Origin of the sequence: Nocardia acididurans, assembly GCF_016741815.1 — a bacterium.
Classification (GTDB): domain Bacteria; phylum Actinomycetota; class Actinomycetes; order Mycobacteriales; family Mycobacteriaceae; genus Nocardia; species Nocardia acididurans.
Map to the genome: position 1 here is coordinate 223,547 of NZ_JAERRJ010000006.1, position 21,537 is coordinate 245,083.

21 protein-coding genes and 1 tRNA gene are annotated in these 21,537 nt (G+C 67.6%); 14 read left to right on the top strand and 8 right to left on the bottom strand.

All coding sequences use genetic code 11. The annotated features are described in order from the left end of the window. Nucleotides 1-84 precede the first annotated feature (84 nt). The 6 genes from fdxA to JK358_RS16970 all read left to right on the top strand — a co-directional run bounded on the left by fdxA (nucleotide 85) and on the right by JK358_RS16970 (nucleotide 6,314). The gene (gene fdxA, locus JK358_RS16945; protein ID WP_181583942.1) at nucleotides 85-408 is read left to right on the top strand and encodes a ferredoxin; all 324 of its coding nucleotides are present in this window, start codon (nucleotides 85-87) and stop codon (nucleotides 406-408) included. A 36-nt stretch (nucleotides 409-444) separates the two neighbouring features. Continuing rightward, nucleotides 445-1,581, top strand: a complete 1,137-nt coding sequence (dapC, locus tag JK358_RS16950; RefSeq protein WP_307817571.1) for a succinyldiaminopimelate transaminase — start codon at nucleotides 445-447, stop codon at nucleotides 1,579-1,581. Nucleotides 1,582-1,651: 70 nt separating this feature from the next. Beyond that, nucleotides 1,652-1,725 (top strand) — tRNA-Asp (locus tag JK358_RS16955). A gap of 280 nt (nucleotides 1,726-2,005) precedes the next feature. Beyond that, nucleotides 2,006-3,490, top strand: a complete 1,485-nt coding sequence (locus tag JK358_RS16960) for a GMC oxidoreductase (RefSeq protein ID WP_504739714.1) — start codon at nucleotides 2,006-2,008, stop codon at nucleotides 3,488-3,490. A gap of 72 nt (nucleotides 3,491-3,562) precedes the next feature. Next, the gene (gene pruA, locus JK358_RS16965; protein WP_201948664.1) at nucleotides 3,563-5,200 is read left to right on the top strand and encodes an L-glutamate gamma-semialdehyde dehydrogenase; all 1,638 of its coding nucleotides are present in this window, start codon (nucleotides 3,563-3,565) and stop codon (nucleotides 5,198-5,200) included. 85 nt (nucleotides 5,201-5,285) lie between these two features. Further along, nucleotides 5,286-6,314 carry a proline dehydrogenase family protein gene (locus tag JK358_RS16970; RefSeq protein WP_201948665.1) on the top strand — a complete coding sequence of 343 codons (1,029 nt, stop codon included), beginning with the start codon at nucleotides 5,286-5,288 and terminating at the stop codon, nucleotides 6,312-6,314. A gap of 61 nt (nucleotides 6,315-6,375) precedes the next feature. On the opposite strand, the gene JK358_RS16975 is transcribed toward JK358_RS16970, so the two are convergent. Continuing rightward, a complete protein-coding gene (locus tag JK358_RS16975; RefSeq protein WP_201948666.1) occupies nucleotides 6,376-7,242 on the bottom strand; it encodes an oxygenase MpaB family protein in 867 nt (288 codons plus the stop codon). 148 nt (nucleotides 7,243-7,390) lie between these two features. Between JK358_RS16975 and JK358_RS16980 the strand changes: the two genes are divergently transcribed. Beyond that, complete coding sequence (locus JK358_RS16980; RefSeq protein WP_201948667.1) at nucleotides 7,391-8,023, top strand: TetR/AcrR family transcriptional regulator; 633 nt, start codon at nucleotides 7,391-7,393, stop codon at nucleotides 8,021-8,023. Between the two features lie 13 nt (nucleotides 8,024-8,036). Here the strand turns inward: JK358_RS16980 and JK358_RS16985 are convergent, their stop codons facing one another. Further along, nucleotides 8,037-8,888, bottom strand: coding sequence for an oxygenase MpaB family protein (locus JK358_RS16985; RefSeq protein ID WP_201948668.1), 852 nt, complete (start codon nucleotides 8,886-8,888; stop codon nucleotides 8,037-8,039). Between the two features lie 154 nt (nucleotides 8,889-9,042). Here JK358_RS16985 and JK358_RS16990 point away from each other — a divergent pair, with 154 nt between their 5' ends. Further along, on the top strand, nucleotides 9,043-10,497 hold the full coding sequence (locus tag JK358_RS16990; RefSeq protein WP_201948669.1) for an acyl-CoA synthetase: 1,455 nt from the start codon (nucleotides 9,043-9,045) through the stop codon (nucleotides 10,495-10,497). On the opposite strand, the gene JK358_RS16995 is transcribed toward JK358_RS16990, so the two are convergent. The 3 genes from JK358_RS16995 to dapD all read right to left on the bottom strand — a co-directional run bounded on the left by JK358_RS16995 (nucleotide 10,491) and on the right by dapD (nucleotide 12,096). Beyond that, nucleotides 10,491-10,745, bottom strand: a complete 255-nt coding sequence (locus JK358_RS16995; RefSeq protein ID WP_201948670.1) for a Txe/YoeB family addiction module toxin — start codon at nucleotides 10,743-10,745, stop codon at nucleotides 10,491-10,493. The two genes, JK358_RS16990 and JK358_RS16995, sit on opposite strands and share 7 nt — an antisense overlap. After that, complete coding sequence (locus JK358_RS17000; protein WP_201948671.1) at nucleotides 10,742-11,008, bottom strand: type II toxin-antitoxin system Phd/YefM family antitoxin; 267 nt, start codon at nucleotides 11,006-11,008, stop codon at nucleotides 10,742-10,744. The genes JK358_RS16995 and JK358_RS17000 overlap by 4 nt, the downstream gene beginning before the upstream one ends. A 128-nt stretch (nucleotides 11,009-11,136) precedes the next feature. Beyond that, a complete protein-coding gene (gene dapD / locus JK358_RS17005; protein ID WP_201948672.1) occupies nucleotides 11,137-12,096 on the bottom strand; it encodes a 2,3,4,5-tetrahydropyridine-2,6-dicarboxylate N-succinyltransferase in 960 nt (319 codons plus the stop codon). 107 nt (nucleotides 12,097-12,203) lie between these two features. Between dapD and dapE the strand changes: the two genes are divergently transcribed. The 6 genes from dapE (at nucleotide 12,204) to JK358_RS17035 (ending at nucleotide 18,472) form a co-directional block, all read left to right on the top strand. After that, complete coding sequence (gene dapE / locus JK358_RS17010; protein ID WP_201948673.1) at nucleotides 12,204-13,307, top strand: succinyl-diaminopimelate desuccinylase; 1,104 nt, start codon at nucleotides 12,204-12,206, stop codon at nucleotides 13,305-13,307. A gap of 25 nt (nucleotides 13,308-13,332) precedes the next feature. After that, nucleotides 13,333-14,133 (top strand): LOG family protein, encoded by an 801-nt coding sequence (locus tag JK358_RS17015; RefSeq protein ID WP_201948674.1) that lies wholly within the window; start codon nucleotides 13,333-13,335, stop codon nucleotides 14,131-14,133. Then, on the top strand, nucleotides 14,127-14,678 hold the full coding sequence (locus JK358_RS17020) for an LOG family protein (RefSeq protein ID WP_201948675.1): 552 nt from the start codon (nucleotides 14,127-14,129) through the stop codon (nucleotides 14,676-14,678). Before JK358_RS17015 ends, JK358_RS17020 begins: the two co-directional genes overlap by 7 nt. 143 nt (nucleotides 14,679-14,821) lie before the next feature. Further along, a complete protein-coding gene (locus JK358_RS17025; protein ID WP_201948676.1) occupies nucleotides 14,822-16,588 on the top strand; it encodes a long-chain-acyl-CoA synthetase in 1,767 nt (588 codons plus the stop codon). A gap of 91 nt (nucleotides 16,589-16,679) precedes the next feature. Then, nucleotides 16,680-17,552 carry a dihydropteroate synthase gene (gene folP / locus JK358_RS17030; RefSeq protein WP_201948677.1) on the top strand — a complete coding sequence of 291 codons (873 nt, stop codon included), beginning with the start codon at nucleotides 16,680-16,682 and terminating at the stop codon, nucleotides 17,550-17,552. Further along, the gene (locus JK358_RS17035; protein ID WP_201948678.1) at nucleotides 17,549-18,472 is read left to right on the top strand and encodes a glucosyl-3-phosphoglycerate synthase; all 924 of its coding nucleotides are present in this window, start codon (nucleotides 17,549-17,551) and stop codon (nucleotides 18,470-18,472) included. The genes folP and JK358_RS17035 overlap by 4 nt, the downstream gene beginning before the upstream one ends. A gap of 113 nt (nucleotides 18,473-18,585) precedes the next feature. Here the strand turns inward: JK358_RS17035 and JK358_RS17040 are convergent, their stop codons facing one another. From JK358_RS17040 to JK358_RS17050, 3 genes are all read right to left on the bottom strand, one after another. Further along, nucleotides 18,586-19,422 carry a hypothetical protein gene (locus tag JK358_RS17040; RefSeq protein WP_201948679.1) on the bottom strand — a complete coding sequence of 279 codons (837 nt, stop codon included), beginning with the start codon at nucleotides 19,420-19,422 and terminating at the stop codon, nucleotides 18,586-18,588. Nucleotides 19,423-19,482: 60 nt separating this feature from the next. Then, nucleotides 19,483-19,884, bottom strand: a complete 402-nt coding sequence (gene tatB, locus JK358_RS17045; RefSeq protein ID WP_201948680.1) for a Sec-independent protein translocase protein TatB — start codon at nucleotides 19,882-19,884, stop codon at nucleotides 19,483-19,485. Between the two features lie 66 nt (nucleotides 19,885-19,950). Continuing rightward, nucleotides 19,951-21,531 (bottom strand): S1C family serine protease, encoded by a 1,581-nt coding sequence (locus JK358_RS17050; protein WP_201948681.1) that lies wholly within the window; start codon nucleotides 21,529-21,531, stop codon nucleotides 19,951-19,953. Nucleotides 21,532-21,537: the final 6 nt, after the last annotated feature.

The following is a 21,537-nucleotide window of genomic DNA, read 5'->3' on the forward strand; positions in this document are numbered from 1 at the left end:
CTGACCAGTAGTAATGTTGGGGCGCGGGATACTGTTTCGCGGGGCGGAGCATCCCGCATGTGAGGACAGACTAGGAGAACGGCAGTGCCGTACATCATCGCTGAACCGTGCGTTGACGTGAAGGACAAGGCGTGCATCGAAGAATGCCCCGTGGACTGCATCTACGAGGGCGGTCGCATGCTGTACATCCAACCGGACGAGTGCGTGGACTGTGGTGCATGTGAACCGGTCTGCCCGGTGGAGGCCATCTTCTACGAAGACGACACCCCGGATCAGTGGAGCGGTTACGTCAACGCCAATGTCGAGTTCTTCGACGATCTGGGCTCGCCCGGTGGCGCCACCAAGGTCGGCAAGGTCGATTACGACCCGCCGTTCATCGCCGCGCTGCCGCCGATGGCCGGCGAGTAGGCAGTCGATACGTTGAGTGCATCGCGCAGCGATTCCGTGAGGGGTGGCGGTCGGGAGACGGGTGGGCACACCACGCGTGGCCGGGTCAGCGCGCTGCTACCCGATTTCCCCTGGGACACCATCGCTTCGGTGAAGGCGAAGGCCGCCGCACATCCGGACGGGATCGTGGATCTCTCGGTCGGCACGCCGGTCGATCCGGTCGATCCGCTGATCCGTGCCGCGCTGTCGTCGGTGGCCGAGGTGCCCGGATATCCGACCACGCACGGCACCCCGGAACTGCGCCACGCCGCCGTCGAGGCGATGAAGCGCCGGTTCGGGATCACCGGGGTGGCGGCCGAGGCGGTGCTGCCGGTGATCGGAACCAAGGAGCTGATCGCGGGCTTGCCGCGGCTGCTCGGCCTGGGTTCCGGCGACCTGGTGGTGATTCCGGAGGTCGCGTACCCGACCTATGAGGTGGGCACGCTGCTGTCCGGGTCGCGGATCATCCGCGCCGACGGCCTCACCCAGCTCGGGCCGGAGAAGCCCGCGCTCATCTACCTGAACTCGCCGTCGAACCCCACCGGCAAGGTGCTCGGCGTCGAACATCTGCGCAAGGTGGTCGAATTCGCGCGCGAGCGCGGGGCGATCGTGGCCTCGGACGAGTGCTACCTGGGGCTGACCTGGGAGGGGCGCGCGGTCTCCATCCTCGATCCCGAGGTGAGCGACGGCGATCACACCGGACTGCTGGCCATCCACTCGCTGTCCAAGACTTCGAACCTGGCCAGTTACCGGGCCGGTTTCGTCACCGGTGACGCGGCGCTGGTGGCCGAATTGCTGGAGGTGCGAAAGCATTCCGGCATGATGCTGCCGTTCCCGATCCAGGCGGCCATGACGGCGGCGCTCGGCGACGACACGCACGAGGCGCAGCAGCGCGAGCGCTACCGTGCCCGCCGCGAGGTGCTGCGTAATGCGTTGCTGCGGGCGGGTTTCCGCATCGACGATTCCGAGGCCGGACTGTACCTGTGGTCGACCCGGGGCGAGCCCTGCCGCACCACCTTGGACTGGCTGGCCGAGCGCGGCATCCTCGCGGCCCCGGGCGAGTTCTACGGCCCGCGCGGCAACGAGCACGTGCGGATCGCGCTCACCGCGACGGACGAGCGCATCGCCACCGCCGCTGATCGTCTGACCAGCTGATTTCTTCCCGGGACCGGGCCCGTGCTAATGTCTTCGACGTTGCCAGGCCCGGTGCCTGGGAACAGTGCAAGGCCCTGTGGCGCAGTTGGTTAGCGCGCCGCCCTGTCACGGCGGAGGTCGCGGGTTCGAGTCCCGTCAGGGTCGCTCAGTTTTCTCGAGCGAGCGCAAGCCCACTTCTTCGGAAGTGGGCTTTCTTGTTTTCCGGCACCGTTCTTGTTTTCCGGCACCTTCGCCAAAAGTGATACGTGTTCACTTCACATGAACTATAACAGGTTCTCATCGCATCTCGATGAGGAGCCTTTCAATGCGTATGACTCGCCGTGCATTCCTTGCTACCACAGGTCTCGTTCTGGGAGGTGCGGTTCTATCCCGGCGAGCGCCCGCACAGGCACTACCGGGCAAACAGCTGTCCGACGGGGACAAGGTGCCCGCACTCGTCATCGGCTCCGGATACGGCGGGGCGGTGGCGGCGCTGCGGCTCGCGGAGGCCGGGGTCGAGGTCGCCGTCGTCGAGATGGGCATGTCGTGGTCCACGCCCGGATCCGACGGAAAGATCTTCTGCGGCATGCTGAAACCGGACGGACGATCGTTCTGGCTGCGCAACCGCACCGACCAGCCCATCAACCACTTCGCGGGCGGGGACTACAACAAGGACATCCAGAGGTACACGGGCGTACTGGATTCCGAGCAGTTCAGCGGCATCAAGGTGTATCAGGGTCGCGGCGTCGGCGGTGGATCGCTGGTCAACGGCGGCATGGCCGTCACGCCCAAACAGCAGTACTTCGGCAGCATCCTGCCGACCGTCGACGCGGGGGAGATGTACTCCACCTACTACCCGCGCGCCAATGCCGCGCTGGGCGTGAACCAGATCGATCAGAGCTGGTTCGACAGCGCCGAGTGCTACAAGTACGCGCGGGTCGGGCGCAAACATGCCGAACGATCCGGATTCGCCTGGACTTTCGTGCCCAACGTCTACGACTTCGGGTACATGAAGAAGGAGCAGGCCAACCAGGCCACCCGCTCCGCCCTCGCCTCCGAGGTCATCTACGGCAACAACCACGGCAAGGCGTCGCTGGACAAGACCTACCTGGCCAAGGCCGTGGCCACCGGCAAGGTCGGCATCACGCCCATGCACAAGGTCACCGCCGTCTCGCCCACCGAGGGCGGGTACCGGGTCGAGATGAATCAGATCGACACCTCCGGCAATACCGTCGCGACCAAAGCCGTTGTGGCGCAGAAGGTATTCTTCGCGGCCGGGAGCGTCGGCACCAGCAAGCTGCTGGTCGCCATGCGAGCGCAGGGCAAACTGCCCGATCTGCCGGACAGCGTCGGCGCGGGCTGGGGCAACAACGGCAATGTGATGGTGGCGCGGGCCAATCACCTGTGGGACGACACCGGCAGCCTGCAATCGTGCATCCCGTGCCTGGGCATCGACAACTGGGCCGATACCGGCGGGCCGGTGTTCGCGGAGGTATCGCCGATTCCGGCGGGGCTGGAGACCTTCATCAGCCTGTACCTGTCGATCACCAAGAACCCCAACCGCGGCAAGTTCACCTTCAATTCCGGTTCCGGCGGCGTGGATCTGAACTGGCAGACCTCCTGGAACCAGACCAGCATCGACTCCGCCAAACGGGTCTTCGACAAGATCAACAAGAAGGAGGGGACGATCTACCGCACCGACCTGTTCGGACTCTCCAAGGTGTGGGGCGACGACTTCACCTACCATCCGCTGGGCGGTTGCGTCCTCGACACCGCCACCGACAACTACGGCCGCCTCACCTCGTATCCGGGCCTCTATGTGATCGACGGATCGCTGATTCCGGGCAGTACCACGGTGAATCCCTTCGTCACCATCACCGCGCTGGCAGAACGCAATATCGAGAAGATCGTCGCTACGGATTTACGGTAGCGACGGGCCCGTACCGGAACAAAGCAGCGCGTTCCTGCCTCCTGGGCGGCAAAGTTCGCGATAGCCTGGGTTATGGACGCTGTTTCGGTTGTCCCCACGCCTGCCAACGAACCGGTGCACACCTACGCACCGGGAAGCCGGGAACGCGAGCTGCTCACCGGCAAGCTCGCCCAGATCTCCGCCGAAACCGTTGACGTGCCGCTGATCATCGGCGGCACCGATCGGACGGGCAGCGGAGAGCGGCTGGAAATCGTTATGCCGCACCGGCATCGGCACGTACTCGGGACCTACACCACGACCACCCACGACGAGGCCCGGGCGGCCGTCGCCGCCGCGACGGCCGCCGCACCCGCCTGGCGCGCACTGCCCTTCGAAGAGCGCGCCGCGGTCTTGCTCCGCGCCGCCGACCTGCTCGCCGGGCCCTGGCGCGAAACCATCGCGGCCGCCACCATGCTCGGGCAATCCAAGACCGCACAGCAGGCCGAAATCGACGCGCCCTGCGAACTCGTCGACTTCTGGCGGTTCAATGTGGCCTTCGCCCGGCAGATCCTGGCCGAACAGCCGGAATCGAGTGCGGGCGTGTGGAATCGCCTGGACCACCGGCCGCTCGAAGGGTTCGTGTACGCCGTCACGCCCTTCAACTTCACCGCCATCGCCGGCAACCTGCCGACCGCACCGGCGCTGATGGGCAATACCGTGGTGTGGAAACCGTCACCGACACAGACACTTTCGGCGTACTACACCATGCGGCTGCTGGAAGCCGCCGGCCTGCCGCCCGGCGTCATCAATCTGGTGACCGGCGACGGGATTCAGCTGTCGGAAGTCGTGCTCGCCGACCCGCGGCTGGCGGGCATCCACTTCACCGGATCCACCCGGACCTTCCAGTACCTGTGGCAGCAGGTGGGCGCGAATATCGGCCGCTACCACGGCTATCCGCGCCTGGTGGGGGAGACCGGCGGCAAGGACTTCATCCTCGCGCACTCCTCCGCCGACCCGGACGCGCTGCGCACCGCGCTGATTCGCGGGGCCTACGAATACCAGGGCCAGAAATGCTCGGCGGCCTCGCGCGCCTACATCGCCAAATCGGTGTGGCGGACGATGGGCAACGACTTCCTCGCTCAGGTGGAGGAACTCACCTACGGCGATGTCGCGGACCTGTCGAATTTCGGTGGGGCGCTGATCGATCAGCGCTCCTACGACAAGAACGTGGCCGCCATCGTCCGCGCCAAGGACAAGAGCCTCGCGATACCCGCGGGCGGCGTCTTCGACGACAGCGAAGGCTGGTTCGTCCGGCCCACCGTACTGCTCAGCGACGATCCCACCGACGAATCCTTCGCCACCGAGTACTTCGGCCCCATCCTGTCCGTGCACGTCTACGACGACAGCCACGCCGACGCCTTCCCCGACATCCTGCGCATGGTGGACTCGACCTCCCCCTACGCGCTCACCGGCGCGATCTTCGCCCGCGATCGGCAGGTGGTCGAACAAGCCTCCACCGCACTGCGTTTCGCGGCGGGCAACTTCTACATCAACGACAAGCCCACCGGCGCGGTGGTCGGCCAGCAGCCCTTCGGCGGCGCGCGCGCCTCCGGCACCGACGACAAGGCGGGCTCCGCCCTGAACCTGCTGCGCTGGACCGCGCCCCGCACCCTCAAGGAAACCTTCGTCCCCCCAACCGATTACCGCTACCCGCACATGGAGGCGCGGTGACCGGGCGGCGGACGGTCCGGTCCACCTCACCCGGCGGTCCGCGAGAACCGCTGCGGTGCACCATGATCAGAGATCGGAGGAAGCCATGAACCCCTTGCGGCCGATCATCCTCGCGGCGGCGGGCTCGGATCGGATGAAGCGGGCGATCACCCGCACCCCGGTCACCGCCGGCGTGGTGCGCCGCTTCGTCGCGGGCGAGACGCGGGCCGCGCTCTTGCCCGTGGTGCGCGAACTGCTGGCCAGCGGACGCACGGTGAGCGTCGACTTCCTCGGTGAATACACCACCGAGCGCGCCATGGCCGATGCCGCGGTCACCGAATACCTCGCGCTCATAGGCGAATTGGCCGCACTGGATCGGGCCGTCCCGGAAAGCCCGGGAGCGGCGGCGAAGGTATCCGGTGACCCGGGCACGGCCGCCGCGCCGAAACTCGGGCGCGGACTGGACACCGCGGTGCCGCGCGTGGAGGTGTCACTCAAACTGTCCGCGCTGGGGCAATCGCTCGGCGCGGACGGGCCCGCCATCGCCGCCGAGAACCTGCACAAGCTGTGCGCCAAAGCGGCCGAGTCGCGGGTGTGGGTGACAGTGGACGCCGAAGACCACACGACCACCGAGGAGACGGTCGCGGCGGTGCGGCAGGCCCGCACCGAATTCCCGTGGCTGGGCTTGGCCGTGCAGACCTACCTGCGCGACGCCGAAGGCCGGTGCCGCGACCTCGCCGCGGACGGGACGCGAATCCGGTTGTGCAAGGGCGCGTATCAGGAACCGGAGACGGTGGCGTATCAGAAGCGGGCCGAGGTGGACGGCTCCTACCTGGAATGCCTCGATGTCCTCATGCGCGGCAACGGATACCCCATGGTGGCCTCGCACGATCCGGCCATGATCGATGCCGTGTTCCGGGAGGCGGCCGAGAACGGTCGCGGGGCAGGGGATTTCGAGTTCCAGATGCTGTACGGCATTCGAGATGCCGAGCAGCGCAGGCTGGTCGGCGAAGGACATGCCCTGCGCGTGTACGTGCCGTACGGCGGCCAGTGGTACGGCTATCTCATGCGCCGACTGGCCGAACGTCCGGCCAATGTCGGGTTCTTCCTGCGCGCGCTGACCGAGCGCGGCTGAAAAGCAGTGCGGGCGTGCAGGAGTCCGGTTCTCCTGCACGCCCGCTACGGCCGCGATCCGCTCAGACCAGGGACCGTCCGAAGCGCCGCCGCAGGCGCATGTCGGCGAGGTAGAAGTTGTAGGGGAATTCGCGCAGGGGGCCGGGGAGGCGGGTCCAGATCGCGGAGAGGACGCGTAGGATGCGGGCGAAATTGCGTTCGTCGCGGGCGGTCCAGGTCATGCCCATCTCGTCGCGCAGATGCGGCGGGAGCAGGGCGGTGACGATGTAGCGGTGCAGGCCGCCCATGGTGAGCTGGAGGGGGAGCGGGAGCATCTTCAGGTCGGTGAGGGCGTTGAAGTACGCCCGGCTCGGGCCGTCGATGCTGCGCTGCGCGAGGTTCTCCTCGAAGTAGGCGTAGAACTCCTCGCGGGTGGCCGGCCACATCTCCGGACGCATCTGCAGGGTGGTGCCCAGGCGCGCGCTGTGCTGGTAGAACGCTTCCGCCACAGCGGGATCCATGGGGCCGCGCATGCGGTGGAAGACATCGTCGATGCCCCAGTAGATGCAGGCCGCCACCCACAGCTGCAGGTTCGGGTCGAAGGCGTTGTACTTGACCGGGCTGCCGGGCTTGGTGCGAATGGTGCGGTGCGAGATATTGACCGCCTCGCGGTAGGCGACCCGGTCCTCCTCGTCGCCCATGAGCGCCACGGCGATATAGGTGAGGGTGGTGCGCAGCCGCTTGATCGGGCGCACCATGACGCTACCGCTGTGCACTTCGCTCTCCATGACGCCGTAGGCGACCGGGGTCAGCGACAGCTGCATGATCACATTGGCGGCCCCGCCCAGGAACGCGCCGATGCCGTCGATGTACTCGCGGACTTCGGCCGTGGTCATCGGCTCGTAGGCGACCGCCGGGAATTCGTCGGCCTTGCGCAGTGGGGCAGTCATCGTTGACTCGGCTCCTCGTCGTCACTCCTCACCCGCAGAGGAGAGTGTGAGAAAATTCGCTTCTCACCTTCTCATCGCTGGCGGGCTCTGTCAATGTGCGATGATGAGTGCCTCATCGTATCGGCGACGCCAAGAAGGGGATCGGATCATGGCCAACCTGGCCAAACTGCTGCCGCTCGTGCGCGGGTCCGCCCCCGAGGACCGCAATCAGGCCAAGGTCCTCGACGCCGCGCTGCTCGCCTTCCTCGACTTCGGCATCAAACGCACCAGCATGGTCGAGGTGGCCCGCCGCGGCGGCCTGTCCCTGGCCACCCTCTACCGCCGCTTCGCGGGCAAGAACGACCTCATCGCGGCCGTCGGCCTGCGCCAGGCCCGGCAGTTCATCGACGAGGCCGACAAGGCACTGCAGGTCCAGGTCGAGCGGGGGGCCAGCGCCGAGGATCAGATCATCGCGCTGTTCGTCGCCTTCATCGAGGGCCTGCGCGGCAATCAGCTGCTCGACCGGCTGCTCAAGACCGAACCCGAGATCGTGCTGCCCTACCTGACCGTGCAGGGTTCACCCGTCATCGAACTCGGCCGCGATTATCTCGCCGAGTTCATCACCCGGCTGCAGTCGGAAGGCAAACTGCCGCAGTACGATCCACTGCCGCTGGCCGAGATGATCGCCCGCGCGGCGCTGTCGCTGGCGCTCACCCCGCAGACCGTCATCCCGCTCGACGACGAGGTCGCGCTGCGGCAGTTCGCCCGCGACCACGTCGTGCCCGGCTTCCGGATCTACTGAGCCGCAACCGGATTCACACCAGCGGCAGGCCCAGCCTGCGGCGGATCCGCATATCCCACAGGTAGGCGTTGGTGGGGAAGATCCTGACCGCCGTGGGCATCAGGCCCTCGGCGAAGCCGGTCGTGCGCAGGATGCGGGCCAGCAGCTGATCCTGGCGCGGCGACCAGGTCATGCCCATCTCCTCCCGAAGGTGTTGCGGCAGTAGCCCGGTCACGAAGAACCGGTGGATGCCGCCGAAGGCCAGCTGGAACGGGCGCGGCAGCATCTTCAGATCGATGAGATCCTCGAAATAGGCGCGCACGGTCGGGTCGATGGTGGTCTTGGCGAGGTTCTCGTCCCAATACCGGTCGAAGGCTTCCCGATCCGCCGGCCACATCTCCGGGCGCACCTGCAGGGTCGTGCCCAACCGGGCGGCGTAGTGGTAGAAGGCGTCCGCGTCGAATTCGTCCATGGGGCCGTGCATGCGCTCGTGCAGATCCTTCGCGCCCCAGTACAGGCAGGCCGCCACCCACAGTTGCAGGCGCGGGTCGAAGGCGTTGTATCTGACCGGGCTGCTGGGTCGGGACCGCACCTGCTTGTGCACGGAGTCGACGGCTTCCCGGAAGGCTTCGCGGTCCTCGTCGGTGCCGAGCATGGCGACCGCCAGGTAGGTGACCGTGGTGCGCAGGCGCTTGATCGGATGCTTGAAGACCTGCCCGCTCTCCACCGGGCTCTCGACCACGCCGTATCCGACCGGCGGGAGGGCCAATTGCATGATCACATTGGCGGCGGCCCCGAAGACGGCGGCCGAACCGTCCAGGTGCTGCCGGATGTCGATGGCCGGCGGATCGGGTTCGAGTGGCGTCGCGTGCAGCGGGCTGGTCATCGTTGACCTCATTCCCTGGATGAGAGAGATGTATATAAACCTTCTTACCCACTCAGTTGGCCTGTCAAGCGACCCGGTGGGTTCGCATCCTATTCGTGTCCGCACCGTTGGAGGGCCGAACGGGCGCGGCGGGCCCGGCCGGTAGCCTGAGCCGGTGTCGTACAGGTCGCCGCTCCTGCTGAGCTCACTGCACCCGGCCGCCGTTGCCGCCGGGGACGATATTCCGGACGCCGTCACCATCGACGGCGTGACGCTCTCCCGCAGTGACCTGCTGGGCGCGGCCACCTCGGTCGCCGAACGCGTCGCGCGGGCGCAGCGCGTGGCCGTACTGGCCGAACCCACCGTCACCACCGTGCTGGCCGTGGTCGGCTGTCTGCTCGCGGGCGTCACCGTGGTGCCGGTGCCGCCGGACGCGGGCAATGCCGAACTGACGCACATCCTTTCGGACTCGGGCGCGCAGGCGTGGCTGGGCAAGGCCCCCGAGGGCAGCGACCTGCCCGTCGTTCCGGTGCGCAAGCACGCGCGCTCCTGGCACGTCTACGGCGAACCCGAGCCCGATGCAACGGCTTTCATCCTCTACACCTCCGGCACCACCGGCGCGCCCAAGGGCGTGATGCTCAGCCGCCGCGCCATCGCCGCCGGGCTCGACGCCCTCGCGCAAGCCTGGGCCTGGAAGGCGACCGACGTTCTGGTGCACGGACTTCCGCTGTTCCACGTACACGGGCTGATCCTCGGACTGCTCGGCCCGCTGCGTGTCGGCAGCCCGCTGGTGCACACCGGCAAACCCACCCCGCAGGCGTACGCCGCCGCGCCCGGCACCATGTACTTCGGCGTGCCCACCGTGTGGTCCCGCATCACCGAAGACCCGGACGCGGCACAGGAACTGGCGAAGGCCCGGGTGCTGATCTCCGGCAGCGCACCGCTGCCGGTGCCGGTCTTCGAACGGCTGCGGGAGCTCACCGGGCACGCGCCGCTGGAGCGCTACGGCATGAGCGAAACCATGATCACCCTCTCCACCCGCCCCGACGGCGAACGCCGCCCCGGCTGGGTCGGCACCCCCGTGCACGGCGTCGAAACCCGGCTCCGGGACGAGGCGGGCGAGCCTGTTCCGCACGACGGCGAAAGCGTTGGCGGACTGCAGGTTCGCGGTCCCATGCTGTTCGACGGCTACCTGAACCGCCCCGAGGTCAGCGCCGAGAGCTGGACCGAGGACGGCTGGTTCAAGACCGGCGACGTCGCCGTCATCGACGCCGACGGCTTCCACCGCATCGTCGGCCGGGAATCGGTGGACCTCATCAAATCCGGCGGCTACCGGATCGGCGCGGGCGAGATCGAAACCGCGCTGCTGGGCCACCCCGCCGTGGCCGAGGTCGCGGTGGTCGGCGCACCCGACGCCGACCTGGGCCAGCGCATCATCGCCTACGTCGTCACCCGCGACGGTGCGCCCGACACCCTCGCCCAGCAGCTGATCGACCATGTGGCAGAAGAGCTTTCGGTGCACAAGCGCCCCCGCGAGGTGCGGCTGGTGGATTCCCTGCCGCGCAACGCCATGGGCAAGGTGCAGAAGAAACTACTGCTCGGGGGAGCACAGCCGAATGCACGTCAGTAGTGGTAGCGGGCTTGAATGATGGTGATCGTATCCCCTGCGACCGAGTAGACGAGGCGGTGTTCATCATTGATTCGCCGCGACCAGTATCCGGATTTGTCGCCTTTCAAGGGTTCGGGCTTGCCCAAACCTTCGAAAGGGTTCCGTTGAATATCGGCAATCAGGCGCAGGATTCGCAGCGCCATCTTGCGGTCGGTGCTCACCCAGTGCTCGAAGTCTTCGAACGATACCTTGACGAAGGTGACTCTCATTCGAGTCCTTTCGCGAGCTCCTCCGGATTCACCTCGATGACGTCCCCTGCTTCGGCCTGTGCGATGCCTTCGGCCAGGCGCGCGGCGTTGGCGGGGGAGCGCAGCAGGTAGAGGGTCTCGCGTAGCGAGTTGTACTCGTCTTCGGAGATCAGGACCGCGTTGCCGTTGCGGCTGGTGATGTGGATGGCCACGGCGTCGTCATTGACCTGTTCGATCAGTGGGTACAGCTTGGCGCGGGCTTCGCTGGCGGACATCGACGTCATGGTGGGTCCTTTCACGGATTCGCCATTAATGGTACCGGAATATGGTACGACTCAGTGTGGGCAATGCGGGAAAGGAAAGCCCCCGGCTACTCGTGAGAGTCCCGGGGGCTGATTCGTGCGTCGGAAGGCTAGTCGTTGGCGTGCAGCGCGGCGTTCAGTTCGATGCCGGTGCCCTTGCGGGCCGTCACCTCGACCGCGCCGGTCTGCGAGTTGCGGCGGAACAGCAGGTTGGACTTGCCGCTCAGCTCGGCGGCCTTCACCACCGCGCCGTCCGGCAGGGCCACCTTGGTGCCCGCGGTCACGTACAGGCCCGCCTCCACCACGCAGTCGTCGCCCAGCGAGATGCCGATGCCCGCGTTCGCGCCCAGCAGGCAGCTCTTACCCAGTGAGATGACCTGCTTGCCGCCGCCGGACAGGGTGCCCATGATGGACGCGCCGCCGCCGATATCGGAGCCGTCGCCGACCACCACACCGGCGGAGATCCGGCCCTCGACCATGGAGTTGCCGAGCGTGCCGGCATTGAAGTTCACGAAACCCTCGTGCATGACCGTGGTGCCCGAGGCCAGATGCGCGCCCAGCCGCACCCGGTCCGCGTCGGCGATCCGGACGCCCGACGGCACCACATAGTCGACCAGGCGCGGGAACTTGTCCACGCCGTACACGGTGACCTGGCCGCGCGCCCGCAGCTTCAGCCGGGTCAGCTCGAACTCCTCGAGCGAGCACGGGCCGAAGTTGGTCCACACCACATTCGCGAGCAGCCCGAAGATCCCGTCCAGATTCGCGCCGTGCGGCTGGATCAGCCGATGCGACAGCAGATGCAGGCGCAGGTAGGCGTCGTGCGTATCGACCGGCGGCGCGGACAGATCCGAGATCGTGGTCCGCACCACGACCACCTCCACCCGGCGCGCCTCGTCCTCGCCCACACCCGCGCCCGCGAACTTGGCGTACTCGACATCCGAGGGATCCAGCCGCACCGTCTCGGCCTTGTCGAACGCCCCGAGCTCCGGATACGGGTACCAGGTGTCGAGCACCGTCCCGTTCGCGGTGATGGTGGCCAGACCGACTGCTACTGCTCCCTGAGTGCTCACGTTCCTAGAGGTTACCGGAGTGCGTTTTCTTGCTGGACAGTGACGATTTGTGCCGTCACAGCACGCGTGCGGGGAACGGAGGCGACTCCTCCTTTAGGGTGGAATGGGTGACCATCGATCTGAGCGCCGACCCCATCACCCTGACCGCAGCCCTCGTGGATATTCCGAGTGTGTCGAAGGATGAGGCGCTCATCGCCGATGTGGTCGAGAAGGCCCTGCGCGAACAGACTCGGGGGTTCGAGATTCTGCGGCACGGCAACACGGTGCTGGCGCGCACGAATCGGGGGCTGCCGTCGCGGGTGATCCTCGCCGGGCATCTCGACACCGTGCCGATTGCCGACAATGTGCCCAGCCGATTCGAGGTCGGCCCGGACGGGGAGCGGCAGCTGTGGGGCTGCGGCACCGTCGATATGAAATCCGGGGACGCGGTATTCCTGCACCTGGCGGCCACCGTCGCCGACCCGGTGCACGATCTGACCCTCATCTTCTACGACTGCGAGGAGATCGCCGCCGAGTTCAACGGGCTCGGGCGGATCGAGCGCGAACTGCCGGAATGGTTGGAGGGTGATCTCGCGGTGCTCGGCGAGCCCTCCGGCGGCTGGGTCGAGGCGGGCTGCCAGGGCACGCTGCGGGTCCGGCTCACCACCGCCGGCGTGCGCGCGCACACCGCGCGAGCCTGGCTGGGGGACAACGCGATTCACCGCCTCGCCCCGATCCTGGACCGGCTCTCCAGCTACCGGGCGCGCGAAGTGGAGATCGACGGCTGCGTCTACCGCGAGGGCCTGTCCGCGGTGCGCGTCTCCGGCGGCGTCGCGGGCAATGTGGTGCCCGATGTCGCCGAGGTCGACGTGAACTTCCGCTTCGCCCCCGACCGCACCCTCGACCAGGCCACCGAGCATGTGCGCGAGGTGTTCTCGGGCCTGGAACTCGACTTCGAACGCACCGACGGCGCTCCCGGCGCGCTCCCCGGCCTGTCCGCCCCCGCCGCCAAGGACCTCATCGAGATCGTGCACGCGCACGGCAGCGGCGGCGTCCGCGCCAAATACGGCTGGACCGACGTCTCCCGCTTCGCCGCCCGCGGCATCCCCGCCATCAACTTCGGCCCCGGCGACCCCAACCTCGCCCACAAGCGCGACGAGCACCTCCCCGTCGACCAGATCACCCAGGTGACCTCCATGCTGCGCAGCTACCTCACCGGCGACAAGAACTGAACCGGAATCCAATACAGTTGGCTGCATGTCTGCTGAGGCTGAGTACTCGCGTTCGCCCAAAACACCTCGATTCCGTGGTCCGATAATGCTGCGGCGGGACCGGAAGAAGAATATCGGCACCACCGATCAGCATTTGCTGGATGAGCGCGGGCACGCCGACTGGGTGCACACCGACCCGTGGCGGGTGCTGCGCATCCAGGCCGAATTCGTCGAGGGCTTCGGCGCTTTGGCGGAGATTCCGCGCGCGGTGGCCGTGTTCGGGTCGGCGCGGACGCCGCAGGAGCATCCGGAGTATCAGGCGGGCATGGCCATCGGCGGCGCGCTGGCGCAGGCCGGGTTCGCGGTCATCACCGGCGGCGGGCCGGGGGCCATGGAGGCCGCCAATCGCGGTGCCTCCGAAGCGGGCGGCTACTCCATCGGTCTCGGCATCGAGCTGCCGTTCGAACAGCATCTCAACGAGTGGGTCGATCTCGGCATCAACTTCCGGTACTTCTTCGCGCGCAAGACCATGTTCGTGAAGTACTCCGAGGCGTTCGTCTGCCTGCCGGGCGGTTTCGGCACCCTGGACGAGCTGTTCGAGGCGCTCACCCTGGTGCAGACGCGCAAGATCACCCGCTTCCCGATCATCCTGTTCGGCACCAGGTACTGGTCGGGACTCGTTGACTGGCTGAAGGATTCGCTGCTGGGCTCGGCCAAGATCGCGCCCGGCGACCTGGGCCTGCTGCACGTCACCGACCGTGTGGACGAGGTGGTGCGGATCGTGCTCGCGGCCGCCGAGGCCCGCGCCGAACTATCCGAGGCCCAGGCGGTGGAAGACGAGTGGTGAACGAACCCTATTCGGTCTGCGTGTACTGCTCGGCGAGCGTCGCCGACCCCGCCACCCTCGACCTGGCCGCCCGCGTCGGCGCCGAGATCGGCCGCCGCGGTTGGCAACTGGTGTCCGGCGGCGGGCACGTCTCCATGATGGGCGCGGTCGCCGTCGCCGCCCGCGCCGCCGGTGCGCACACCGTCGGCGTCATCCCGAAACGCCTGGTGCACAAGGAGATCGCGGATGTCGACTCCGACGAGCTGATCGTCACCGACACCATGCGCGAACGCAAGCAGATCATGGAGGACCGCGCCGACGCCTTCCTCACCCTGCCCGGCGGCATCGGCACCCTCGAGGAGTTCTTCGAAACCTGGACCGGCGCGTACCTGGGCGTCCACGACAAGCCGGTGGTGGTGCTCGACCCGGACGGCCACTACACCGGCATGTTCACCTGGATCGAGGAGCTGCGTCAGAAGGGCTTCGTCGGCCGCCCCGCCCTCGCCAAGGTGGCGCTCACCCACGATATGGACGCGGCCTTCGCGGCCCTGCGTCCGGCCCCCTGAGCAATTTCGAACGGAACTAGCCGGTTTCACTCGACAACCCCTGGTCTATCCGCAAAGGTAGAGCCGGGCGCGACGAAGTGACTCAGAAGGTTGGGCACCACGGCCGCGCCACTGGAGCACGACCCGGTGAGGAGTCCCGCGAAGTGAATACCGATGCCCGAACGGTGAGCCTGTTCGACCTGGCCCGCAGTCTGCCGGGAATGGCGCTGCAGGGGCCGGGCATGCTCCGCAACGCCGTGCACATGCTGGTGAAGTCCGACAGCCGGGCATCCATCGGCCTGTACTTCCAGCGCGCCGCCGCCCGCCACCCCGACCGGCCCTTCCTTCGCTTCGAAGGCCGCGAATACAGTTGGGGCGAAGCCAATTCCGAGGTGAACCGGTACGCGAGCGTGCTGGCCTCGCGCGGGGTCGGGCGCGGCGACGTGGTCGGCATCCTCATGACCAACCGGGCCGAGGCGCTGCTCACCGTGCTCGCCGTGGTGAAACTCGGCGCCACCGCCGGACTGCTCAACCACCATCAGCGAGATACCGTGCTGCAGCACAGTTTCGGACTGCTGAACTCGGTGGTCGACGTGGTGGGCGAGGAGTGCGCCGACGCCCTCGACACCCTCGCCGAGGAACGCCCCAGCCTGCTGTGGACCAATGAGCTCGATGCCCTCGCCCGCACCGCCGACGCGAGCGATCCCGCTGTGACCGAACAGATCACGGCCCGGGAGAAGGCGTACCTGATCTTCACCTCCGGCACCACCGGACTGCCCAAGGCCAGCGTCATGTCGCACCAGCGCTGGACCAAGAGTATGGCCGGCATCGGCGGACTCGGAGTTCGGTTGCAGCACAACGACACTCTCTACTGCTGCCTGCCGCTCTACCACAACAACGCGCTCACCGTGGCGCTGTCCTCGGTCATCGCGGGCGGGGCCACCCTGGCGCTGGGCCGCAAGTTCTCCGCCTCCCGCTTCTGGGACGAGGCCATCGCCAATCAGGCCACCGCCTTCGTCTACATCGGCGAACTGTGCCGTTACCTGATCAACCAGCCGGCCAAGCGCACCGACCGGCAGCACCGCATCCGCCTCGCCGTCGGCAACGGCCTGCGCCCGGAACTGTGGGACGAGTTCCGGGAACGCTTCGGCATCAAGCGGATCGTCGAGTTCTACGGCGCCAGTGAGGGAAACGTCGCCTTCATCAACGCGTTCACCGTCGACAAGACCGCCGGGTTCACCCCACTGCCCTTCGCCATCGTCGAATACGACGACGCCACCGGCAAAGCCTTGCGCGGATCGGACGGCAAGCTGCGCCGGGTCCGCGCGGGCGGCACCGGACTGCTGCTCGCCAAGGTCACCAAGAGTTCGCCGTTCGACGGCTACACCGACAAGTCCGCCACCGAATCCAAACTCGTGCGGGACGGATTCAAGAAGGGCGACTGCTGGTTCGACACCGGCGATCTGGTGCGCGATCAGCGCTGGGGGCATATCGCCTTCGTGGACCGGCTCGGCGACACCTTCCGCTGGAAGGGCGAGAACGTGGCCACCACCGAGGTCGAGGGGGCGTTCGGCGGCATCGACGCCATCACCCAGGCCGTCGTCTACGGCGTCGATATCCCCGGCACCGACGGCAAGGCGGGCATGGCCGCGGTGACCCTGCACCCGGAGACCGAATTCGACGGGAAACTCGCCGCCAAGGTGCTCTACGAGCGGCTGCCCGGCTATGCGGTGCCGCTGTTCATCCGCGTGGTGCCCGAACTCGAGCAGACCTCGACCTTCAAGAGCCGCAAGGTCGAACTGCGCAAGCAGGGCTTCGCCACCGATGACGCCAGCACGCTCTACGTCCTGGCCGGCCGCACCGACGGCTACATTCCCGCGTACCCCGAATACGCGCAGGACGTGGCAGCGGCCAAAGTGCCCGGTAACTGAACCGGTCACCGCAACTCCGTAGTTATCGGAGGGGTCCGGTTCCGGTCGCCTGCCCAGCATCGGCGGCACAGCGGTCGGTACATTGGAACGCATGTGTGCGCCGTTGCCGACATTGTGCGGGAAGCCGGTGGCGACGGATCGGGCGCTGGTGATGGCGATCGTGAACCGGACGCCGGATTCCTTCTACGACCGCGGCGCGACCTTCACCGACGAGGCCGCCATGGCCGCGGTCGACCGGGCGGTTGCCGAGGGCGCGGACCTGGTCGACATCGGCGGCGTGAAGGCCGGGCCGGGCGACGAGGTGGACGCCGCCGAGGAGGCGCGGCGGGTGGTGCCGTTCGTGGCGGCCATTCGTGAGGCGTACCCGGAGCTCCTGATCAGCATCGACACCTGGCGGGCCGAGGTGGCGCGCGCGGCCGTGGCCGCGGGCGCGGATCTGATCAACGACACCTGGGCCGGGGCCGACCCGGATCTGGTCGCGGTCGCCGCCGAACTGGGCGTCGGCATCGTGTGCAGTCACACCGGGGGAGCCGTGCCGCGCACCCGGCCGCACCGGGTGCGGTACACCGATGTGGTGGCCAAGGTGACCGATACCGTGGTCGCCGCCGCGGAGAACGCGATCATGGCCGGGGTGGCAAAAGATTCGATCCTGATCGATCCCACGCACGATTTTGGCAAGAACACCTACCACGGGCTCGAATTGTTGCGGGCAATAGACGTTCTTGTGAAAAGCGGCTTCCCGGTCTTGATGGCGCTGAGCAATAAGGATTTCATCGGAGAGACCCTTGGAGTCGGTCTGTCCGAGCGATTGGAGGGGACCCTGGCAGCGACCGCTTGGTCGGCTGCCGCGGGCGCCCGCGTTTTCCGAGTGCACGAAGTCGCCCAGACACGCCGGGTGGTGGACATGATCGCCGCCATCCAGGGTCTGCGCCCGCCCGCCCGCACACTGCGAGGTCTCGTATGACGCGAAATTGGGGAACCACCCACACGTGGGACCGTCCCGACTGGACGGTTGAAGAACTCGTCGCCGCCAAAGGCGACCGCACTGTCTCCGTCGTCCTGCCCGCCCTCAACGAAGAGGCGACCGTGGCCACCGTGGTGGCCAGCATCCGGCCCCTGCTCGGCACCCTGGTCGACGAACTCGTCGTCCTGGACTCCGGATCCACCGACGCCACCGCCGAACGCGCACACGCGGCCGGAGCGCGCGTCGTGACGCGCGAACAGGCCGTGCCCGAACTCGACCCGGTCCCCGGCAAGGGCGAGGTGCTGTGGCGGTCCCTGGCCGTCACCACCGGCGACCTCATCGCCTTCGTGGACTCCGACCTCATCGACCCGGATCCGCTGTTCGTGCCCAAACTCCTCGGCCCGCTGCTGACCGTGGACGGCATGCACCTGGTCAAGGCCTACTACCGTCGCCCGCTGCGCCACGGCGGGAACGTCGAGGACAACGGCGGCGGCCGCGTCACCGAACTGGTGGCGCGTCCCCTTCTCGCCGCCCTGCGTCCCGACCTTTCGAAGGTGTTGCAGCCCTTGGGCGGTGAATACGCCGGCACCCGCGAACTGCTCACCTCGGTCCCCTTCGCCCCCGGCTACGGCGTCGAAATCGGCCTGCTCCTCGACACTTACGACCTGCTCGGCCTGTCCGCCATCGGCCAGGTCAACCTCGGTGTCCGCCAGCACCGCAACCGCCCCCTGTCCGACCTCGGCGTCATGAGCCGCCAGATCCTCGGAACGGTCCTGGGCCGCAGCGGCATCACCGACTCCGGCGCGGCGCTCACCCAATTCCCGCTAGTCGGAGGCGAATTCACCGCTCACGCCACCGAGGTGTCCTTGGCCGACAGGCCGCCCATGAACACGCTGCGCCCGGAGTGGGCAGCTGCATAACAACTCTCGTAGCTCTCAGGGGCTTCGTCCCTGAAACCCCAAGGCGGAGAAGGGTTGGGGGCGTCTTCGGGTTCGGGGGCGAAGCCCCTGAGAGCCCCCGAGAGTTGGTTCTCTCAGCGGTCGTGCCGGTAGATCGGCGTCAGCAGGTCGGCTTCGATGGGTTCGCCCGTGGAGCGGTCGTAGCGGACGCCGACCACTGCTGAGAAGGGGTGGGTGCCCGCGCGCTCGTGGAGGGTGGCGAGGCGGGTTGCCAGGAGGCGGATCGCGCCCAGGGAGGCCGGGGGGTGCAGGCCGTCTATGACGAGGACGGTGCCCTTGCCGTCGGGGCGGGGGAGACGGGCGAGATAGGCGATGTCGTAGGGCTCGGTGCCACCGGGTCGGTAGACGCGTCTGGCGGCTCTGTCCTCGATGCCTCTGCGGACCCGCCCGGCCCTGGCCACCGTGCGGCGCAGGCGGGGGTCCGCGGCGACGAGATAGCGGAGGCTGGGCGATAATTCGGGGCCGCCGAGGACGATCAGGCCGTCGCGGTCGAGGTCCAAGGGTCTGCCCGGGAGGAAGCGCTGCACCGAGGCGCTGAAGCCCAATTCGCGTAAGAGTTCCACCAGGCGATGCGGTGCGGCGGCGTCAGGGGCCCCTACCAGGGCTAGAGCGCGGGTGGTGCTGCGCACGTCGGGGGTGACGATGGTCAGCGGTCCGTGGCCGAAGAACAGGCCCTCGGGGACCGGCCCCTGCGTGCTCACCTGGTGGATGCGGGCGCGGGAAAGTCCCGCGGCCGCACCGATTCTCGCGAACGTCCAGCCCTCGGCATGCAGTTCGCGGATGACAGCGCGGCGGATACGCGTCAGCTCGTTGATCTGCTGCTGCGCGGCGGCCACGCCTTCCGTGGCGGCTTTCAGGCGTTCGACCTTGTCTTCGATCGCGAATACCCGAGCCACCTCGTCGGCCGACATGTGCGCAGTCTAGATAGCTGAACAGCTCCTGGTGTCTAGTCCGGTTGACGAAAGACCGTTCTAGGTAGCGTCCGGATCCAGCGGCGGACGCTCGTTGCGCTCCAGCGGTTTCGGGTCCTTCGACATGCTGATCTGCCCGTAATTGCTGCTAGGAGAGCTGACCGGCTTGTCGAAGTTTCCGGTCAGGAACGAATCGTCGCCATCGAAAAGGTGCTTGGTCACCATCGATTTCGGATTCATACTGCGCAGTTCGTTCAACTGCTCCAGCGGCTTGCGGATCTCGTCGAACTCCGGACCCAGATCCTGCTTCAGTTGCGCGGTCGCGCCCGTGGCGTAATCGCGCACCTGCCGCAGCGTCTGCCCGGTCCACTTGATGGCACCGGGCAGACGCTCGGGACCGAGGATCACGAGGGCGGCGACGAGGAGGATCAGCATCTCGCCCCAGCTAATGCTGCTGAACACCAGACCAGGCTACAGGGCCTGTTTGCCTGCGCTCCGCTCCGGCCGTTCGCGGTCCCGGTGGTGGAATCAGTCGGATTCCAGGGTTACCGGCACGTCCACTTCGCGGCCATCGCGGATCAACTTCACCGTCACCGTCTCGCCGATCGCGTGCGACTGCACGGCTACGGTCAGCTCCTCCGGGCTCTCCACGTTCCGGTCGCCGACCTTGATGATCACATCGCCCTCGACGATGCCCGCCTTGGCGGCCGGGCCGCCCTCGGACACATCGGCCACCTGCGCACCGCTCATGGCCTCGTTGGCGACCGCGGCGGTCTTGGCGCTCACCCCGAGCCGGGAGTGGTTCACCTTGCCGTCCCGGATCAGGCCCTGCGAGATCTGCTTGACCTTGTCGATCGGAATCGCGAAGCCCAGACCCACCGAACCGCCGCTCTCGGACTTGATGGCGGTATTGATGCCGATCAGCCGGCCCTGCATATCCACCAGCGCGCCACCGGAGTTGCCGTGGTTGATGGCCGCGTCGGTCTGCACGGCGTCCAGGGTGGCGTCGGTATCGGTGCCCTCGCCGCCCAGCTTCACCGGCCGGTTCAGCGCCGACACGATGCCCGAGGTGACCGTCTCGCGCAGGCTCAGCGGCGAACCGATGGCCAGCACCTCGTCGCCGACCTTCACATCGGCGGAATTGCCGAGCTGGATCACCGACAGGTTCTTCACATCCACCTTGAGCACCGCCAGATCCGATTTCGGATCGCGGCCCACGATATTCGCGTTCACGCGGGTGTCGTCGGCGAACAGCACCTGCAGCTTGGCCTTGCCGGTCTTGTCGTTGGCGGCCATGGAGATCACGTGATTGTTGGTGACGATGTACCCGGCGCCGTCGATCACCACGCCGGAGCCCGAGGCCCCGTTGTCGCCGATGGACACGTGGATGGTCACCACCGCGGGCATGACCGCGTTGACCACCTTGCCGATCTGCGTATCCGGACTCGCGTCACCGCCGACCGACTGCAACTCCACCTTGCGTGAGGTGAGCGCCGAGGTCGATTCGCCGGTGAGCCGTCCGACCAGGCCACCGGCCAACCCGATCACCAGCGCCACCGCGCCCAGGATCGCCAGCGCCTTGGCCGACACGCGCCCGCCGAACAGCACCTCCCGGGCCGACAGCTTGTGCCCCGGGGCCAGCGGCGCCGGCTGCGGCGTGGCGATGGCGGGCGCACCCAGGCGGGCGGGCGCGTTCGGATCCCGCCACGGATCGGCCGGACCCGCGACCTTCGCCTGCTCGCCCTGCGCGTCCGGATCCCGTTGCAGCAGTTCGTCCGAACCCGCCGGGCGGCCGAACGCCTCGGCCAGCACGGCATCCGGCGGCCGGTTCACGACCTCGGCCCCCGGCTGCGGGCTCTTGGCGAGCACCGCGCCCTCGGGCCGAGGCGAGAAGGAACCGTTCTGCCCGTTCGGGCGGCGGAAGGCGCGTGCGGTGTGGGTGTCGACATGCGGCCGATAAACCGGCCGCGGCCCCAGTACGGGAGCGTCCGACGGCCTCAGGTTCCCCCGATCGGCCGCCGAATCGGAAGTCTCCGCAGACGAACGCGGGTGATTCTCCGCGGGCCCCTCACCCGACACCGGGCCCGTGTTCTTCGATTCGGTGGTCACGCGATG

Bases quoted from the DNA above. Each gene is read 5' to 3' on its own strand.
- pruA (WP_201948664.1), top strand. From the start codon at position 3,563: ATGGACGCTGTTTCGGTTGTCCCCACGCCTGCCAACGAACCGGTGCAC.
- JK358_RS16970 (WP_201948665.1), top strand. From the start codon at position 5,286: ATGAACCCCTTGCGGCCGATCATCCTCGCGGCGGCGGGCTCGGATCGG.
- JK358_RS16975 (WP_201948666.1), bottom strand. From the start codon at position 7,242: ATGACTGCCCCACTGCGCAAGGCCGACGAATTCCCGGCGGTCGCCTAC.
- JK358_RS16980 (WP_201948667.1), top strand. From the start codon at position 7,391: ATGGCCAACCTGGCCAAACTGCTGCCGCTCGTGCGCGGGTCCGCCCCC.
- JK358_RS16985 (WP_201948668.1), bottom strand. From the start codon at position 8,888: ATGACCAGCCCGCTGCACGCGACGCCACTCGAACCCGATCCGCCGGCC.
- JK358_RS16995 (WP_201948670.1), bottom strand. From the start codon at position 10,745: ATGAGAGTCACCTTCGTCAAGGTATCGTTCGAAGACTTCGAGCACTGG.
- JK358_RS17000 (WP_201948671.1), bottom strand. From the start codon at position 11,008: ATGACGTCGATGTCCGCCAGCGAAGCCCGCGCCAAGCTGTACCCACTG.
- JK358_RS17015 (WP_201948674.1), top strand. From the start codon at position 13,333: ATGTCTGCTGAGGCTGAGTACTCGCGTTCGCCCAAAACACCTCGATTC.
- folP (WP_201948677.1), top strand. From the start codon at position 16,680: ATGTGTGCGCCGTTGCCGACATTGTGCGGGAAGCCGGTGGCGACGGAT.
- JK358_RS17035 (WP_201948678.1), top strand. From the start codon at position 17,549: ATGACGCGAAATTGGGGAACCACCCACACGTGGGACCGTCCCGACTGG.
- JK358_RS17040 (WP_201948679.1), bottom strand. From the start codon at position 19,422: ATGTCGGCCGACGAGGTGGCTCGGGTATTCGCGATCGAAGACAAGGTC.